This window comes from Paenibacillus phocaeensis, from assembly GCF_900021165.1.
Taxonomy (GTDB): domain Bacteria; phylum Bacillota; class Bacilli; order Paenibacillales; family Paenibacillaceae; genus Fontibacillus; species Fontibacillus phocaensis.
Window position 1 is genome coordinate 115,675 of record NZ_FCOQ01000009.1, and the last position, 18,535, is coordinate 134,209.

The 18,535-nt window shown below is 54.5% G+C and carries 15 protein-coding genes; 1 reads left to right on the forward strand and 14 read right to left on the reverse strand.

Annotated elements, in window-relative coordinates; translation table 11 throughout:
- Positions 1-29: 29 nt before the first annotated feature.
- From BN3795_RS03590 to BN3795_RS03605, 4 genes are all read right to left on the reverse strand, one after another.
- Positions 30-746: a Cthe_2314 family HEPN domain-containing protein gene (locus BN3795_RS03590; protein WP_068783377.1), complete on the reverse strand. Its 717-nt coding sequence runs from the start codon at positions 744-746 to the stop codon at positions 30-32.
- 14 nt (positions 747-760) lie between these two features.
- Entirely contained in the window at positions 761-2,527 is a 1,767-nt protein-coding gene (locus BN3795_RS03595; protein WP_068783378.1) for a UbiD family decarboxylase, read from the reverse strand.
- Positions 2,528-2,678: 151 nt separating this feature from the next.
- The gene (locus BN3795_RS03600; protein WP_068783379.1) at positions 2,679-3,647 is read right to left on the reverse strand and encodes a COX15/CtaA family protein; all 969 of its coding nucleotides are present in this window, start codon (positions 3,645-3,647) and stop codon (positions 2,679-2,681) included.
- Between the two features lie 141 nt (positions 3,648-3,788).
- A complete protein-coding gene (locus BN3795_RS03605; protein ID WP_068783380.1) occupies positions 3,789-4,157 on the reverse strand; it encodes a thioredoxin family protein in 369 nt (122 codons plus the stop codon).
- A 215-nt stretch (positions 4,158-4,372) separates the two neighbouring features.
- Between BN3795_RS03605 and BN3795_RS03610 the strand changes: the two genes are divergently transcribed.
- Positions 4,373-5,662, forward strand: coding sequence for a DUF2515 family protein (locus BN3795_RS03610; protein ID WP_068783381.1), 1,290 nt, complete (start codon positions 4,373-4,375; stop codon positions 5,660-5,662).
- Positions 5,663-6,399: 737 nt separating this feature from the next.
- On the opposite strand, the gene BN3795_RS03615 is transcribed toward BN3795_RS03610, so the two are convergent.
- From BN3795_RS03615 to BN3795_RS03660, 10 genes are all read right to left on the reverse strand, one after another.
- A complete protein-coding gene (locus BN3795_RS03615) occupies positions 6,400-8,028 on the reverse strand; it encodes a putative polysaccharide biosynthesis protein (protein ID WP_068783382.1) in 1,629 nt (542 codons plus the stop codon).
- Between the two features lie 59 nt (positions 8,029-8,087).
- Entirely contained in the window at positions 8,088-8,579 is a 492-nt protein-coding gene (locus BN3795_RS03620) for a DUF456 domain-containing protein (protein WP_198524641.1), read from the reverse strand.
- Between the two features lie 4 nt (positions 8,580-8,583).
- Positions 8,584-9,327: a Cof-type HAD-IIB family hydrolase gene (locus tag BN3795_RS03625; RefSeq protein ID WP_198524653.1), complete on the reverse strand. Its 744-nt coding sequence runs from the start codon at positions 9,325-9,327 to the stop codon at positions 8,584-8,586.
- Positions 9,328-9,502: 175 nt separating this feature from the next.
- Positions 9,503-10,345, reverse strand: coding sequence for a prohibitin family protein (locus BN3795_RS03630; protein WP_068783383.1), 843 nt, complete (start codon positions 10,343-10,345; stop codon positions 9,503-9,505).
- A gap of 138 nt (positions 10,346-10,483) precedes the next feature.
- Positions 10,484-11,365: a metal ABC transporter permease gene (locus BN3795_RS03635; protein ID WP_068783384.1), complete on the reverse strand. Its 882-nt coding sequence runs from the start codon at positions 11,363-11,365 to the stop codon at positions 10,484-10,486.
- 1 nt (position 11,366) lies between these two features.
- Positions 11,367-12,320 (reverse strand): metal ABC transporter permease, encoded by a 954-nt coding sequence (locus BN3795_RS03640; RefSeq protein WP_068783385.1) that lies wholly within the window; start codon positions 12,318-12,320, stop codon positions 11,367-11,369.
- 5 nt (positions 12,321-12,325) lie between these two features.
- Positions 12,326-13,084 carry a metal ABC transporter ATP-binding protein gene (locus BN3795_RS03645; RefSeq protein ID WP_068783386.1) on the reverse strand — a complete coding sequence of 253 codons (759 nt, stop codon included), beginning with the start codon at positions 13,082-13,084 and terminating at the stop codon, positions 12,326-12,328.
- 25 nt (positions 13,085-13,109) lie between these two features.
- The gene (locus BN3795_RS03650) at positions 13,110-14,084 is read right to left on the reverse strand and encodes a metal ABC transporter solute-binding protein, Zn/Mn family (protein ID WP_068783387.1); all 975 of its coding nucleotides are present in this window, start codon (positions 14,082-14,084) and stop codon (positions 13,110-13,112) included.
- A 231-nt stretch (positions 14,085-14,315) separates the two neighbouring features.
- Complete coding sequence (locus tag BN3795_RS03655) at positions 14,316-16,316, reverse strand: peptidoglycan D,D-transpeptidase FtsI family protein (RefSeq protein WP_068783388.1); 2,001 nt, start codon at positions 16,314-16,316, stop codon at positions 14,316-14,318.
- 101 nt (positions 16,317-16,417) lie between these two features.
- Positions 16,418-18,448 (reverse strand): peptidoglycan D,D-transpeptidase FtsI family protein, encoded by a 2,031-nt coding sequence (locus BN3795_RS03660; protein WP_110945022.1) that lies wholly within the window; start codon positions 18,446-18,448, stop codon positions 16,418-16,420.
- Positions 18,449-18,535 lie beyond the last annotated feature (87 nt).

Sequence of the window (18,535 nt, forward strand, 5' to 3'; positions counted from 1 at the left end):
TAAAGAGGAAAATCAGAACGGCGATCGGTTTAGACCGCCGCAATTTTTTTCCAGCGCTGATTGATGTAGTCAAACACCGTAAAATACGTGTCGCAAACCATGCGATACCCCTGCTCCAGATCGCGGATATGCTGATCCAGATCCTCCAGGGCAACCTTCCCGAACAGCGCCTGATGCCGCTGCCACAGGTCATCCTTCATCTCCGAGTTCATGTAATGAATCTCCGTATTTCTCCGGCGCCGAAGAACGCCCAGCGCCTCCCGGTAGGTCTCCTTAATCGCGTTCAGCCGATTTCCCAGCTCGGTATGGGTTTTCAGATAAGCGAACTGGCGCAGCACGGTAAAATAGGAAAAATGCGTCTTCACCTTCGACGTATTCAGATCAAACAGCTCATTCAGCACCGTCCCGAGCTTATCCAGCGCGGAGAACACGCGGATGAAGCCGTCCTTGTAGAAGAACACATATCTCGCATAATCGGACCGTTCGACCGGGTCCATGTCCTCGACGAATTCGGTTCGCACCTTATTGCGGAAAAAAGAAGCCGCATAGCAGCATTGCTCCAGTTCATCCAACGAAGAGATCAAGCCGTGCACCCAAACTTCCAGCTTGCGAAAATCGTGCGAAGGATCTTGATGCTCCTTGATCTCCTTTTGCAGCAGTCGGATGGTCTGCACCATCGCGTCGATCGTTTCGTCCAGCCGGCCCTCGTTCTGGCGAGGCGGCTCCCCCAGCAAACTTCGCAGCATAGGCATTCTCCGTTTCACAGAAAGTAGGATTTCCAACGCTGATCCACCAAGGACACAATGTCCTCCTGCGGGAACAGCTCATCCGGATAACCCGGCTTCATGCGGGCATCAATCACCAGCGGCAAGCTATAGGCCAAATGATGTTGGCGGATCTCGGAGGCAGCGTAAATGTCGCTGGCCGGATTAAACCGCGTAAACACCGTCCACAGGAACGCCGTCTGGTCATGGGCAGCGGCTTCGGCGTTATCAACTAGCACCACCAGCGGCCAGGCGGTTCCGCGTTCGCGCAGACGGCCCAGCAGCCGCTCAGCAAGCTCCGGCTCGTCCTCATAGGATGCACCGGAAACGACAAGACATCCGTCATGAAAAACTTGGATGCGGTCGATCTCGGCGATTTCGCCTTCCTCATACGCACGCGGCAGCTCCCGCACCGGATCGCCAACACCGATCAGAATCGCCTTGCTGCCGTGGTTCAGCTTATGGCCGGTATAATCCAGCGTATCATGCGAGGTATTGTTGAGAATAAACAGATCCGTCCGCGGATCAAACCGCTCCAGCACTGTCTTAAGCAGCAGGCGGAAATCCGCCAGATCGACCAGCTTGTCCGTCAGCATGAGAAACTTGGTCAGCGACAGCTGGCCCTCTCCGAGAATGCGGAATGCAGATACAAGAGCCTCGCGCGAATAGCTTTCACGAACAACGGCCGAGCTCAATGCGTGGAACCCGCTCTCCGCATACGTCCACAGGGAGCGCACATTCGGCATAACGATCGGGAACGCCGGCGACAGCAGCTTTTGCAGGAAATCACCTAAGTAATAATCCTCCTGGCGCGGTTTGCCGACGATCGTCGCCGGATAGATGGCATCCTTCCGGTGCCACATATGATTGACATGCAGCACCGGGAATTCATGCTGCAAGGAGTAGTAGCCGAAATGGTCGCCGAACGGGCCTTCCAGACGGCGCTCGTGCGGCGGCACCAGCCCGGATATGGCGAATTCCGACTCGGCCGGAATGCGGTGGCCGCCCAGCGGATTTTCCGCCATCGGCAGCTTCTCGCCCAGAATGAACGAAGCAACGAGCAACTCGGACAAATGCTCAGGTACCGGCGAAATTGCCGAGGCGACCATGGCCGGAGGTCCACCCAGGAAGACGGAAACCGGCAGCGGTTCGCCGCGTTTCTCCGCTTCGTGGTAGTGGAAGCCGCCGCCTTTCTGGATTTGCCAATGCACTCCGGTCGTCTGGTCATCGTACAATTGGATCCGGTACATGCCCAGGTTGTTTTCCTTCGGCTGCAGCGGATTTTCCGTATACACAAGCGGCAGCGTAATAAACGGACCGCCGTCCATTTGCCAGCTTGTCACTTTCGGCAGATCCTTCAGCGGCGCCTCCGTCCGACAAACCTCCAGAATAGGAGCCTCATTCTTGGATACCGTCTTCATGCCTACCTTCAACACATCGCGGATTAGTCCTCTCTCGTTCCAAAGCGCCTTGGGCGATGGCGGCAACAATTTATGTATGGCCTCAACCAGTTGGTTAGCAAGCATTTCGGGACGAGGCCCAAATGCCAATTCCACCCGTCTAGGCGTTCCGAACAGATTGGTCGCTACCGGGAACGGCGTTCCCTTGACATTGGTGAACAGCAGTGCGGGACCGCCATCGTCAATCACCCGGCGGTGAATTTCCGCTAACTCCAGGTAGGGGTCGACCGGCACGTCGATAATGGCTAGGTCGTTTTCTTTTTGCAGCGCGTCAATCCATTGCCGCAGATTCTTGTAACTCATCTCGTTGACCCTCCTAAAAGACCGGGTGATCACCCGGCCGTTGCATAACTTTTCATTATAGACAAAAGTATACCTTAACAAAGCCGCTCACCGGGCGCCCCTCATTCTACAGATTCATGACAATCGCGATCCGGGTCGGCAACCGGCCGTGTTATACCGCTTGGTTCGCCGGCGGCGCCTGTATCTCGGAGGTTCGGCTTAACTGCCAGGTTCGGACGCTTAAATAGCACAAAACCCCGAATAAAGCGGCCAATACGATAATATGCGCCAGCGAGGCGAACAGATAAACGTGGTAGTTATTTAATGTCAGCACGATCGTCGCCCCGGTGAACACCTGAACGATCACCAGGAGCGTTGCAGCCACGCCCAGCTTGCGAATCTCCGGCAGCCCGGGATGCTTGCGGAAGGCAAAATGCCCCACCGTGGCGATCACAACCAGCAGCACAGCGGCCGCAACCCGGTGTATAAAGGCGATGCCTTCCCCTCCCGACAATCCGGGGATGAGTCGCCCGTTGCACAGCGGCCAGCCGCTGCATCCGCCAGCCGAATCGGTATGGCTGACATACGCACCGATATACACAACGATATAGGTGTAGCCGGTTGCAACCCAGGTCAAATTGCGGAACGCTTTGGACACACGGGCCGCCGGGGCCGGAGCTTGAGTCTGCGCGCCAGCTTGTCCGCGTTCCTCCTGGCGAACGCCCAACACCAGCATAATCGAGCTGGCGAAGGCAATCAGCGAAAACCCGAAATGCAGCGCCATAACAGCGGACGACGTGGGATAGATCACCGCCATCGCTCCCATCACCGCTTGCACCATAACGAAGACCAGCGCCAGCAGGGAGTAGATCTGCAGGTCTCTACGGTTCTTCCGATAGATCCAGAAGGCGACGAACGAAGCCAAAGTGACCAACCCGGCCGCCCCGCTAACGGCACGGTGAGAGTATTCGATCATCGAGGCGAGAGTATGAGCAGGGACAAATTTACCGTGACAAAGCGGCCAATCATTGCCGCAGCCGAGTCCGGATTCCGTTTTGGTGACGACGCTCCCCCCCAGCGTGGCAAGGAACATGACGAAACAGGATGCATAACTAAGCCATTTCAAAAATTTCGTATTCAAACGGTTCACACCTTTTAGTTAATCGCTAAATCCCTTTCATTATAACCGATGAAGCAACCTCTTTCATAGAAAATGTTGAAAAATAGACACCGCCGCAAGGAAGATCCTTGCGGCGGTGTGAGAAATATGATGGCGGACGGTTTACAAGGTATCCCGAGTTTCCGGCGTATCGTGCAGGGTGTGATACACATCCAGCGCCTTATTCAGGAAGTCTTCAATTTCCTCGCGGGATTTGCGCAATTTATTGACGAACCGAACCAGCTCGCGGCCGTCGGAATAAGCAACGAAGCTAGGAATGCCCAAAATGTTCTGCTCCTGGCTGACATCGCCGACCTGATCAACATCAACCTCGACCAACGTTAAGCGGCCTTCGTATTTCGCCTCAACTTCAGGCATAAACGGATCTATGAATTTGCAATCCACGCACCAGTCGGCTTTGAACACCGCCACGATCAGGTTGCTGGACTGAATGCTGACTTGAAATTCTGCGGGGGAGGTTATTTTTTTCATAGGGCTATCTTTCCTTTCCTTCAGGGTACTTCTAGTCAACCAAAAGCGGGAGTGGAAGTCAAATGTTTCGGACATACTAATAAAATTAAGGTGCGGCATCAAGTCCTCGCCGGCACAGCACCAGCTAGCGCTAGTATGCCTTGTCGACAGCGAAATATTCCGTCGACTTGCCATGCCGGTACGCAGCACAGCTCGATAGAAGGGAGGGCGGAGCGATGGAAGAATCCCGCCAAACCAACGGGAAGGCCGTCAATTTACGGAGATTGATGTTCCGCCTGCCCGCCGCATTCTCAACCCTGCTCCGAAGCACGACCGCTTCCCTTTCCGATTCGTCCCGCATGCGGAAAGAGACGGTTGCTTTGGGCTGGAATGAAGCGGCCGCGCGTACAGTCATCGCCGACATCGAAGAGCAGCTGCGGCGGACTGTGCCGGCCCGACCGGCTTCGGCCGGAGAGGAGCTCAGCGTTGAAGATATGCGGCTCGCGGAAGAGATCGCCGAGGAGACCCGTTTGGCCGGGGCCAGCAATATCAGCCGGACTGCAGCTTACCTCGCCTGTTATCAAGCCTGTCCGGAGCTGCATTGGGCATTTCTCGCGCACATGGTCTCGCGGAATGCCGGCTGGAATATGACGGACCTGCACAGCAGTCGGATGGCCGATGTGATCGACGCCGAGGAGAAACGGCTCACCTACCGATTCCTGGAGCGGAGCAACGCCTTGATTTTCCAGGACGCCTATCCGCAGTTAAGGCTGTACATGAAGAGCCGGGAGCTTGGGGCCAGCCGGTTCCACCTGCTGCCGTATTTCCACGTATCCCGGTTCATGCGCCCGTTCTGGGAACGCTTCTGGATCGACCGCGGCAGCGCCTTGCTTACGGTCGGTCTGATTATTAACGAGCAGAATTATATCGAGAAACGCGTGATACGCCATCCTTACTTTCAGAAGCAGGTTATGGGGAAAATGAACTTCCGCCTGTTCAGCCTGTCCGGTTTAAACCAGGTGGTATTTCCGCTGAGCGAACCGGCGGCCGATGGGGCTGCCGGCTATGTGGTGCGCCGCCTCGCGGGGCGCACCGTCTCCGACTTCGGCAGCCTGCCCGACCGCATCGCGTTAGGCAAGAGCCTGTACGCGATGCTGCTAGGCTACCGCGCCGTGCGCAGCGGCGCGGAGCGATTCGCCGCGAGCGTGCCGCACAGCGGCTCGCGGGCGGATTATTGGCCGGAACTGTTCACGGCCAATTTGGAAGAAGCTCTGACCGCCAAGGTACAGGGGTCAGAGCTTCTGGCGCAGGAGACGCTGCCTCCGGGCCAGCGTCTCTACAGCCCCAAGCTGCTAAGCGCTTGGGGCGACACCGCCTATGAGCCAATCTCCCGGGACGATTGGCTCAAGGACACCCGCGCGCTGGACGGCATCAGCGCGCCGAAGGCGCCGTTCCTGTGCGACATCAGCCGGTCGCACAGGAACGGCATCCTCTCGACCGCATTAGTGCACGATGCGGTCGAGTAGCGCCGGACCTGCACGGCCAACCTGCTCGCCAGCTCCCTTTGCACCATTATCCCGTTAAATCAGGCGACCGGACAATTGCCTACTAAGCAACAATGTAATCACGCTACCGTCCGACCGACCATCCCATCGCTCCATCCATCAACCCATCAATCCATTCATCAATCCATTCATCAATCAATCCATCAAACAATCTATCAATCTGCGCGCGTACCGTTCTGCAGCCGCATCAACGATATACCTCTCGACCGACTCTCGACCGCATTAGTGCACGATGCGGCCGAGTATCGCCGGGCCTGCACGGCCAACCTGCTCGCCAGCTCCCTTTGCACCATTATCCCGTTAGATCAGGCGACCGGACAACTACCTACTAAACAACAATGCAGTCACGCTACCGTTCATCCCATCGGGGTTGCCTCCTTCGCAACTCCCTATCCCCTGAGTTAAAGGGATATTCACGCAAAGGGGCCTCGTGGGAGGCCGCTAACTGAGCAAACGGGATAATCGTGCAAAAGGCCCCGTGGGATCCACTATCTGACCAAAGGGGATAATAGTGCAAAAGGCCCGTGGGATCCACTATCTGACCAAACGGGATAATCGTGCAAAGGGCCCCGTGGGATCCACTAACTGACCAAACGGGATAATCGTGCAAAGGGCGTCAACGACGATGACCATTTCACTGGACGGAGGGGGAGGGGGAGAGGGGAGGATGATCCACCCGCCACTCCTTCACCGAATGCTCAGCCTACCTGCCGTCCGCCACGTTGCAATCGCATCAGCGGGGAGAGCACCTTGCGCAGCGGCGCAGGATAACTGGCCAGTTCGTCCTTCCGGACGACGCGCAGCAGGATGAGCAGCACCGGATACAACACAATGATCGCCACCCCAACGATACAGCAGGTCAGGAAGAAGGCGATGCGTGCCGGCATCAGGTCTACCATTTGGATCCCCACCTGATTCAGGCCATAGCCCACTCCGGACAACACAACGACGGTCAGCAGGAACCCGCCCCAGCGGCTTCCCATCAAAGAGAACGGAACGATTTGTTTCATCGCCCGCACATTCAGCAGCGTGATGACGAGGAAGCACAGCCCGGTGGCGATAATGATGCCGTAAATCCCCCAGAACTGCGCAAGCACATAGCTGGCTGCCAGCTTCACGAGAATCCCGATCGCGACATGCACCATGGACAAATTGGCTTTGCCAACCCCGAGCAGGATCGAATTGCTGGTCATCATCGTGATCTGGAAAATCGTCGCAAATGTCAGCAAAGCTACGATGCTGCTGCCGTCCCGGGTGCTGAACAGCAGCCCGTTTACGGAATACGCCGCCGTGCCGAGCGCGAGGATGATCGGCATTCCGCTCAGCACCGCCACTCGCATGGCCAGCGTGACCTGACGCTGCAAATGCTCCTGGTCTTTCCGCGCGTAAGCGGCGGAAATGATCGGCACCAGCGATTGGCTCAGCGCAATGGCCAGAATCGGCGGAATGCCGGCGATCATCTGCGCCCGGTTTCCGAGGATGCCCAGGATATAGGTAGCTTGTCCGGAGCCGATTTGCCCGGTCAGCAGCGGCTTCAGGATCGAGTTGTCGATAAAATTGACCGCAGGGACTGCCAGTGCAGTCAATACGATCGGAATCGACAGCTTGAAGATTTCCGCATAAATCCGCTTAAACGGCAGACCGCCCGACTCGCTCCGCGATTTTCCTTGCCCCTGGGTCTGGTCCTTCCGCTGCAACTTCATGCTGTACACGAGCATGACGATCAACGCCGCAACGCCGCCGAGTACCGCGCCAAACGTCGCACCCGCCGCAATCTGCTCGCCCGAGTAACCCCAATGGAACAGCACAAATGCCAAAATAATACCGGTCGCCACCCGCACAATTTGCTCGATCACCTGCGAAACGCCACCGGCGATCATAATATTTCGGCCTTGCAGATAACCGCGAATAATGGCGATCAGCGGAAACAACAGCAATGCGGGGGCCAGCGCCCGAATCGCAATGACTGATTCCGGTACGCCGGAGGCCGCTGCATAAGCTGGCGCTAAGGCAAAGAGCAGCACGAACATTACCACGCCCGCTACCCCGGCAAATAACAACGCCGCCTGATACACGCGGCGCGCCTCCTCCGGGCGGTTCAGCGCATGCCGCTCCGACACCATTTTGCTCAGCGTACTTGGAATGCCTGCGGTGGCCAAAGTTAATAACATGAAATAAGCCGCATTCGCTTGCGAATAAGACGCGTTCCCGACATCGCCAAGAATGTGCTCCAGCGGAACGCGCTGAAACAAGCCGAGCACCCTTGCAATCAACGCAGCTCCCGCTAAAATTAACGTACCCTTAATAAACGATTCCTTTTTGGACAAAACCAATTCCTTCTTTCCCGCAACCCTCATAAGTGCTATTCGAAAGTTAGAGCGATAAGCTAGAACGCCACAATCCAAATGATGAATGCTACGATCATCGCCAGCTGTAGAATCACCTTCACAACCATGCTGCTGAACAAGCCAACAACCGAGCCGATCCCCACTTTAAACGATTTCGACAGCGATTCACCCTTGATCAATTCTCCGATCATCGCACCGAGCAGCGGCCCCAGTACTAATCCAAACGCCGGGATAATAAATGGACCCACGATGATGCCGATCGTACTGAGCCAGACCGACAGCTTGCTGCCGCCGAATTTCTTGACGCCCCAGGCCCCGACCGCATAATCCGCCACCATCAGCACGACAACGATCAACGTCTGCAAGATCCAGAAGAACGGGCCAAACGAATCAAACGAGAAAAACCACCCGTATACGAAAAAGGCAAAATAAACGGCGAGCACCCCGGGCAATACAGGGTACACCGTTCCGGCCATGCCCACGGCAAACAGGGCGATCACCAGAATCCAGCCAAGTACGGTCAGCGCCATCCTCTCACTCTCCCGTCAATATATAATCCCGAATAATCCAAGCAATTCCATCCTCATTATTCGACGTGGTTACGACATCCGCTTTCTCCTTCACGGCCTCTTGGGCGTTGCCCATCGCCACGCCCAGTCCCGCAGCCTCAATCGCGGCCAGATCATTTAGGCTATCCCCGATGGCTACCACCTCGGACATCTGAAGTCCAAGCAGTCCGCAAACGGTATCGATCCCGCTGGCCTTGCTGATTCCCTTCGGATTTATCTCCAAATTGTGCGGGGATGAATTCGTAATTTCCAGGCCGCCCATCGCCTGCAGCTGCCGCAAAATCTCTCCCCTCACCTCGTCATCCTCGGTAAAATAACCAAACTTCATCCATTGATTCCGCTCCAATAGTTCAGGCTGCCAATTCGTTTCATTATAGCTGCCTTCGACGGCATAAGCCCAGAACCAGACTTTCTTTTCCCGGGAAATGTCGCACATTTTCGAAACCATAGATCGATCGAGAAGCACCCGGCTGTACAGCTCATGCGGCGACTTCCAAATCTCGCTTCCGTTCACCGTGATCATCGGCGTTCCAAGGTCCAATTGATCTCCGAACGGAATCGCCTCCTGATATCCGCGGCCCGTCGACAAGCAGACATGAACCCCAGCGGCGGCCGCCTTCCGGATCCAGCGTTCCGTCTCCGGCGTAATTTGGTGTTCATCATTCAGCAACGTTCCATCCATATCAAGCGCCAACAGTTTGTATTTCAACAACAGACAGCTCCCCTATCCGGCATTATTCTTGCTCTCTAAACAGCATACCGCCATTTTACCATATTCCCGGGTTCCGACAAAGCGAAGAGCACCTCAAGGATCTGCCTATAAGCAAGCAAAAGCCGCCCTGCAAGGGGCGGCTAGATGGCTTATTGTTGATAGGATACGGCGATTACCGCTGGTTCGTCAGCGATTGGATGTCGATGAAAGGCGTAGCGCCGCCCGTCACTTGCGGGAGTTTGCCGTCCCACTTCTCCAGCGCTTTCTCCTGAACTTCGATTTGCTTCAATTGCACCAGCTCCGGCGTAACTTCCTGCTTCTTCAGCTTAAGTGCTTCGGCCTCAGCTTCGGCTTGGGCGATCTTCTGCTGCGCTTCGATCTGAATCCGTTTCAGGTCGTTGCTGGCTTTCAGCGCCTGCTGCTGAGCAACCTGTTTCGCTTCGATCGATTGGTTAAACGCATCGGAGAATTTAAAATTGACGATGTTAATTTCATTCACAATCAAATCGTATTTTGCCAGTCGGGTGGTTAAATGATCACTGATCTCTCCGGCGACGACATCGCGCTTAGCGATCAAATCCTCCGCCTGGTAACGTGCTGTCACTTCCTTCACGATCTCCTGCACAGCCGGATTAATAATGACCGTGTCGAAATTGCCGCCGATATTGTTCATCAGATTATAGGCCGACTCCTTGTTCACCGAATAGTTGACGGCAACATGCGTGGAGACCGGCTGCAGATCCTTGGAGGAAGCGGTCGTATCGGTTTCCGTTTTCGTGACTTGCGTGTTCACCTGAATAACGGTCTGTATAAACGGCACTTTGAAATGCATGCCCGGGGATAAAATATTGCTGTTCAACTTCCCGAACGTCTTATACAAGCCGACGTGACCATATTCGACTTGGGCGTAGCTGTTCGAACCAACGATAAGTAGAACGATGACGATGATGGCCGTGGATATCCATTTCCCCATGGGGATGTTCCTTTTGGGTTGCTGCTGCGTACCTGTCTCCATATGAATCCCTCTCCTTATATGATGTCTGACCGGCCTGTTTTGCCGGGTAACTATATTTAGTAATACGGGGAAAACAGGCACTTGGTAGCAAAAACAATTCATTTCCAGCATCCACCGGCCATCCGCTCTTCCGCTGATTTAAGCCGCAGCAGAGTGCGGCCGTTTCCGGTTCCCGAACCGGGCGATCAGGCCGTGTTTCGGAGAACCCACAAATGCCAGCAGAAACAGGAGTCCGGCTACCGTAACCATCGAGCCGGCGATGGAGGCGTCCAGCCATTTCGCTGCATAGTAGCCGCCGGCTGCGCTGATCGCGCCGATGAGGACACTGTACACCAGCATCACGCTCAACCGATCGGTTAGCAGGTAGGCCGCAGAAGCCGGGATGATCAGCATGCCGACGACCAGAATCGCCCCTACGCTCTCAAAAGAAGCCACCGTCGACAGTGAAACGAGCCCCATCAGCAAATAGTGGAACAACACCACCGGAATCCCTACCGCGGCCGCCAACGCGGGATCGAAGGCGCATAACTTGAACTGCTTGTAGAATAGCAGGATGGCCGCCAGCACGATCAGCAGCGTCCCGCCCAACATCCAGACGGCGACCGGTCCCATATCGTAGCCGTTCCAGATCCAGGTATCCCATTGGACATAAGCAATTTCGCCGAACAACACGCAATCCAGGTCCAGGTCAATATGCGAAGCGTTCCGGCTGATCAAAATCACGCCAACGGCGAACAGCGCCGTAAACACAATGCCGATCGAGGCATCGGATTGCAGGCCGCTTTGCTGCAGCGCCTGGATCAGAAAGACGGTGATCAGTCCCAGCACGGCAGCTCCGACTAACATCAGCATGGAGTCCCGCGAACTGCTGATCAGGAAGGCGATCGCGATGCCAGGCAGCACGGAGTGGCTGATGGCATCCCCAACCATGGCCATTTTTCGCAAAATCAGAAAGCAGCCCAGAATTCCACACGTTGCCGCTACAAGCGTACCGGTCAAGATAATCCAAAAATCGGCCATTTTAATCCGTCCCCCTTTCGACGGTGTGTCCCGCTTGCCGGATCATCGCCAGCTCCGCAGGTTGCTGCACCTCGCTGCGGCCGCGCCCGCGGCGTACCCACTTGGCCAACAGCCCCCGATTCGGCGCACACACGGCAGAGACAGCAAACAATGCCGTAGCGGCAAGCACCGTCACCGGACCTGTCGGCAGATTCGACAAGGTGGAGCTGATCAGCGTGCCGGTAACCCCTGACAGCGCTCCAAAAACGCCGGCCAGAACGACCATAACGCCTAAAGCGTCGGTCCAGTACCGGGCGGCCACCGCCGGGGTAATGAGCAGGGCGGCCACCAATACGACGCCCACAGCTTGAATGCCTACGACAACCGCAACGACGGTCATCAACAGCAGGAGTTGCTCGAGGAAAGCAACTTTGAGCCCCATTCCCCGGGCAAAACCGGGATCAAAACTCACCAACTTGAACTCCTTAAAGAGCAGCGCGCTAATCGCAATCAACAGCACGGACACCGCGCCCATGAGATAGACATCCGTCAGCATCATGGAAGCCGCCTGGCCAAACATGTATTTGTCGAGTCCGCTCTGGTTCCCGTTGCCGCTGTGCTGAATTTTGGTCAACATCACGATCCCGATGCCGAAAAACACCGACAGCACAATCCCAAGCGCCGCATCCTGCTTGATCCGCGTGTACCGGGTAATCGCGGAGATGCCAAACGTCGCAGCCATCCCGGCGAGGATGGCGCCCAGCATGAACAAGCCCACCGATTTGACCCCGCTCAGCATAAACGCGATGCAAATCCCCGGCAGCGCGGCATGCGCCAGCGCATCCCCAAGCAAGCTTTGTTTGCGCAGGTAAGTGAAGGATCCGATGACGCCGCTGCCCAAGCCAAGTAACAGGGATCCCATCAAGATCCATTGCAGGTTCGGATCAGTCACCCATTGCCACATTGTCGTCAGCATCGCCGTTACACCGCCCCTGCAGGCACAGCGCCGAAATCCGCCAACATGGCGATTCTTCCGCCGTACGTCCTGTGCAAATGATCCGGCGTAAACGTCTCCCCGGTTGGTCCTGCGGCAATCAACTCGCCGTTCAGCAGCACTACGTGATCGAAGTATTCCTTGACTGTCGACAAATCGTGATGCACGACCAGCACCGTTTTGCCCTGTTCTTTTAATTCGTGCAGCAAAGCGATGATCGCTTTTTCGGTAGTGGCATCCACGCCGGCAAACGGTTCATCCATAAAATACACCTGCGCGTTCTGCGCCAGCGCCCGGGCCAGGAACACCCGCTGCTGTTGGCCGCCGGACAGCTGGCTGATCTGGCGGCCGGCAAACTCCGCCATCCCTACCTTTGCCAGACACTCGAGCGCGATCTGCCGTTCCTTCGCCCCGGGGCGGCGGAACCAGCCAAGCTGGCCGTAACGCCCCATCATCACGACGTCCAGCGCGTTCGTTGGGAAATCCCAATCGACCGATTCCCGCTGCGGCACGTAACCGATCAGCTTGCGCTGCTCCCGGTAGGACTTGCCGTAGATGCGAACTTCACCGTCCAGCGTCGGAAGCAATCCCAGTACGGCTTTCAGAAGCGTGGATTTTCCCGCCCCATTCGGACCGAGAATCCCGATCAACTGACCCTCCGGAATTTGAAAAGATACCGATCGCAACACCGGCTTTTTCTGATAAGCGACCGTTAATCGGTTCACTTCAAGTGGATACCCGTTCATCCTTGCTCTCCCCTTTCTGGACTCTCTATTTCAACGCTTCGACAATCGTGTTCACGTTATGCTGAACCATGTGAATGTAAGTATCCGCTTCTGAACCGGGTTCGCCCAGCGAATCGGAATACAACTCGCCGCCGATCTGGACCGTATGCCCCAGCTCTGCGGCCCCGGCGATCACCGCCTCCATCGACTTGGTTGGGATACTTGATTCGACGAATACGGCTTTGATCTTGTTCTCGACCAGGAAGTCCCGGAGCTTAGCGACGTCCTTCGAACCGTATTCCGCCGCCGTACTGATTCCCTGCAGTCCCATCACCTTAATCCCGTAGGCGTCTCCGAAATAGCCAAACGCATCATGCGCCGTTACCAGCACCCGATCCTGCTGCGGAATTTCCGCGATCCGCTCTTTCACTTCCGCGTCGAGCTTCTCCAATTCGCCGATGTACGCCTCGGCGTTCTGACGGTATACCTCCGCATGATCTGGATCATAGGACGTCAACGTATCCCGGATCGTTTGCGTCGCCGTGATCCAATGCCGGACGTTAAACCAAATATGCGGGTCATATTGCGTGCCTCCGGCATTCGCACCGGATCGCAGTTCGCCGGGATCGATGTCTTTCGAAACGGCCACAGTCCGCTTTTTCTGCTCCAGTTTTTCGAAAATTTCCGTCATTTTCCCCTCCAAATGCAGCCCCCCGTAAAAGACGATGTCCGCATTGTCCAGCTTCTCGATATCGCCCTGCGACGCCTTATACAGATGGGGATCTACTCCAGGGCCCATGAGACCGGTCACCGCCACCTCCTCACCGCCGACCTCCCGGACAACATCCGAAATCATTCCAATCGTAGCCACCACCTGTACCTGGGAAGCGTCCGCTGAACGCCGGCTTTGATCCGCCTGGCCTTCGACCTTGCTGCACGCCGCCAATAGGATTAAGGCCAACACTCCCAATGTCATCTTGGCCCTTTCGAACGGGCTCTTCTTCACTTTCAATTCATCCATTTCCCTTCTCCTCTCCTCGAAAACCGTTAATGTTGTACAAGTGAACACTTGTTTTCCTTGTGACTATTTGTTAGTTAATATTAAAAATGTTTCCCTAATGCAAATTTTAAGCAAAAGTCTGCCAAATGGCAAGGGGGAAATCCAAGAATACGAAAAAATGAACTCCAAAAAAAATCAACTCCATAAGAAAAAGCCCGCTCGAAGCGAGCAAGGCTCTAGCTTTGGAACCGATTATTTTGGGGGGATTCCGGCCAATCCGTATTCCCGGTCATACGCATCGAAGATTTTCCGCGCGACCGGAGCCGCGCTGTGGGCGCCAAATCCGCCTTCCGGAATGACAACCGCCACCGCCAGCTTCGGCTTCTCTCTCGGCGCAAACGCAATAAATACGCCGTTATCCAACAGCTCTTTCCTGTAATCCTGCTGCGAAGTCCCCGTCTTCCGTGCAAAATCGTACGGAAACCCGTCAAATGCGCTCACGGCCGTTCGCATCCCGCCGATGACCTCGTCCCAATAGGCGCCTTTCATCTTGACCTCGTTCAACACCCTCGGCTCAAATTGCACCACCACATGGCCATCGGCATCGGTCATTTTTTGCACAAGTCTAGGCTGCATGCGCTTCCCCCGATTAGCCAGCGTCGCGGCATATTGCGCCAGTTGCATCGTGGTATACTTCCCCTGCTGTCCGAAGGAAGCATAGGCCAACCGGGACAACGCCGTTTGCGATTCGTCTTTATAATCCAGGATCCCCCGGTATTCATCGGGCAAATCAATTCCCGTGGAGATGCCTAACCCAAACTGTTTCATGTAATCGTCCCAAACTTCGATTCCCTTGGCTCTATATTTGTTGTAAAGCTGCTCGCCGACCATATCGACCATAAACGCGTTGGAGGAATACCGGATCGCTAATTCGGGGTCAATCGAGCCGTACACATGGCTTGAGGAGTTCCGCACACTCGCCGAGTCGTTGCGGCCGAAATAAGCAATTCCACGGTCGTTATACTTCGTAGTTGTCGTAAACAAACCTTCGTTTAGTCCAATTAACACCGACAACGGCTTGATCGTCGATCCCAGATACACCGTCGAATCAAATTCATGGCCGGAGCGCCCCGAGGAAAACGGCGTGATCGTTCCGTTTCGATAGTTTGACGAAATTTGGTTCCACACCTCTTCGGACACCCCGCCCGATTGCCACACATTCGTATCGTAATCCGGCATGCTCGCCATAGCGATCACGTTGCCCGTATCAACCTCCATCGCTACCGCATAACCGGTTTGGGCGTAAGGATGCACCTTGCCGGAGACGGGATTCTTGTGCACCCATTGGATTTGGTCCAGAATCGCCTGCTCTGCCGCCAACTGCACATTCTTATTTAGCGTGGTATGCAGATCATACCCTTTTACGGGAGGAACGATTTCGGAGATGCCGTTTGCCATATTACGCGGGTCGATCGAGACCTGCTTGTATCCGTTCTTGCCGCGCAGCTCCCGTTGATAGTAAAGCTCCAATCCGTCGAAGCCGACGAACTCCTCTTCCGTGTATTGCAGCGCCGGATCCGTATCCCTCTGCTCCCTGATCGGTTTGTACGCCGCCAAATCATAGGTGGATTGATACTTCTTGAGGTAACCGATCGTTTGTACCGCTACGAGATCGGGATCGTAATGCCGCACCGATTCCTCAATGATATCTATCCCGGGGAATCTGTACTTCTGAGACAGGAAATACGCGATCTCCCGTTCACTTAAATCGCTCTTGATTCGGCGCGGAGCAAATCCGCCTCCGCGACGGAAGTCCAAATCCATCTGATCCAGAATCTCCGCCTCCGTCATCCTGGATTCCGGATCGCCATAGGTATCGAAAACCTTCTTCAGCTCTTTCGCCAGCACCGCTGCCTCCGTCAAATTAGCTTTTCCCGCCTCGGTCGCAGCATCGTAGTTACTTTTTTGCAGAGTCAAATATAAAGTTTGGATGGGGGTGGAGTACGCCAGCCGCTCTCCCCCTGCTGCCAGAATCGATCCCCGGACCGGCGGCATCGGCACATCCTTGACCCGCATTTTGACCTCTTCCTTGGAGAGCGTCGGCCCCTCCACGAACTGCATGATCGCAAGCCGGATGATGATGATCGTAAATAGGGCAAAAGCGCTGAAGAAAAACAAATTCAACCGAATGTGAAAATGCCGCCGCATGGAGGCCTGCTGCTCCCGAGGATCTTCCGACACGTATCTGTTCATCGTTTAGTTCGTTCCCTCCTCGCTTAGGGGATCAAAAAAGCGACCTTCTCAACATGATGTGAAAAGGTCGCTGCTGTACGAATATTAAGTTAAGGGGTGGTTTACTCGGTTTGATTCCCATTCTGATCGGACGAGGTATTCCCCGTCTGTTGTTGTTGATTTTTGGCCTTCTTCGGTACGCCGTCCAGGCCGTATTCCTGATCGTACGCATCGAAGATTTTGCGAGCTACCGGTGCGGCACTGTAGGCGCCGAAGCCGCCCTCGGGAATGACGACCGCGACTGCCAGCTTCGGGTTCTCCCGCGGCGCGAACGCGATAAATACACCGTTATCGCGATTGGCGCCGGCTCCCCATTGCTCCGAGGTTCCCGTCTTCCGTGCAAAGTCATACGGAAATCCGTTAAAGGCCGTTACATCGGTCCTCATCCCCTTAATCACCGCATCCCAATAAGCATCTTTAAACTCAACCTTATTCAGTACTTTTGACTTGAATTCCTGAATAATATTTCCGTTCTCGTCCGTTATTTTGTTTACAAGATGTGGTTCCATCCTCAAGCCGCGATTCGCTAATGTCGCAGTGTATTGAGCCAATTGCATCGTCGTATATCCGCCTTGTTGACCAAATGAAGCATATACTAAACGAGATAACGATGTTTCCCGGTCATCGGTATACCCCAATTTACCTAAAAATTCTTTAGGAAGATCAACCCCGGTCGAAACCCCAAGGCCAAATGCTTTCATGTACTTATCCCAAACACCAATCCCCTCTGACCCGTACTTCTTCCAAAGTTTCTCTCCAACCATATCAACCATAAAAGTATTCGAGGAGTGGCGAATCGCATCCGTAGGGTTAATCGATCCATAAGCATGTCTTCCCGAGTTGCGTACGCTGGAAGAATCATTCTTCCCGAAATAAGCGATACCCGTATCAGGATAATAATCCGTCGACTTGAACAAACCCTCGTTTAGACCAATCAATACGGACAGGGGTTTGATCGTTGAGCCAAGCAGAACAGCAGAGTCAAAATCGTGACCTGAACGCCCCGAACTAATCGGAGTAATCGTCCCATTCTGATAATTAGTCATAATTTTGGACCAATCATCCGAAGCTATACCGCCAGACTGCCATAAATTCGTATCATAATCCGGCATACTTGCCATGGCTACTACATTGCCGGTATCCACTTCCATAGCCACAGCATACCCGGTTTTGGCATTAGGATGGGTCTTGCCCGAAACCGGATTTTTATGCACCCAATCGATCTGATCCAGGATCGCCTGTTCGGCAACCATTTGAATATTTTTATTAATATTAGTATGCAGATCATAACCCTTTACGGGTGGAGTTATCTCCGCAATACCGGTCGCCATATTACGAGGGTCAATCGGCACGCTCTTATAACCATTTTTCCCACGGAGTTGCTCCTGATAATACAGTTCCAACCCGTCATAACCGACAAGCTCTGTTTCTGTGTATTGCAGTGCCGGGTCCGTGTCCTTTTGTTCCCGGATATTTTTATAATACTGGAGATCCGAAGCGTCTGTAGTCGATGCGCTGGAGAATTTCTTCAAATACCCGATTGCCTGAACCGCCACCGTATCCTTATCGTAGTGCCGGATACTTTCCTCCACGACCTCGATCCCCGGATACTGATCTTTTCGCTCCAGAAAATAAGCAACCTCTTCCCTTGTCAAACCCGTTTTGATCCGACGCGGGGAAAACCCGTTCTGCTTCCGGTAATCCAGATCCATAGCTTCGATAATGTCATCTTCGGCCATTTTAGAATCCGCATTGCCGTACTTGTCAAACACTTCCTTTAATTCGCCCGCCAAAGCCAAAGCCTCCGGGCGGTTGGTTTTTCCTTTGTCCGTTGCGTTGCTGTAGTCCTTCTGCAGGGTGATATACAGCGATTGTACCGGCGTGGAATAGGCCAATTTCTCGCCTCCGGCCGCATAGATCGTTCCGCGCGTTGGCGACAGCGGCACGTCCTTCACCCGCAGATTGCTCTCCTGCTGCGATAACGTGGGACCTTCGACAAACTGCAAGATGGCAAGACGGACGATAATCACGGTGAATATGGCAAAAGCACTAAAGAAAAACATGTTCAACCGTATATTAAAATGGCGTTGCATGGCGATTTCCTGTTCTTGCGGATCATTTACATAAGTGCTTTTCAAGGTGTTTCCCTACTTTCTATCCCTTAAATCATGAATTGTCGC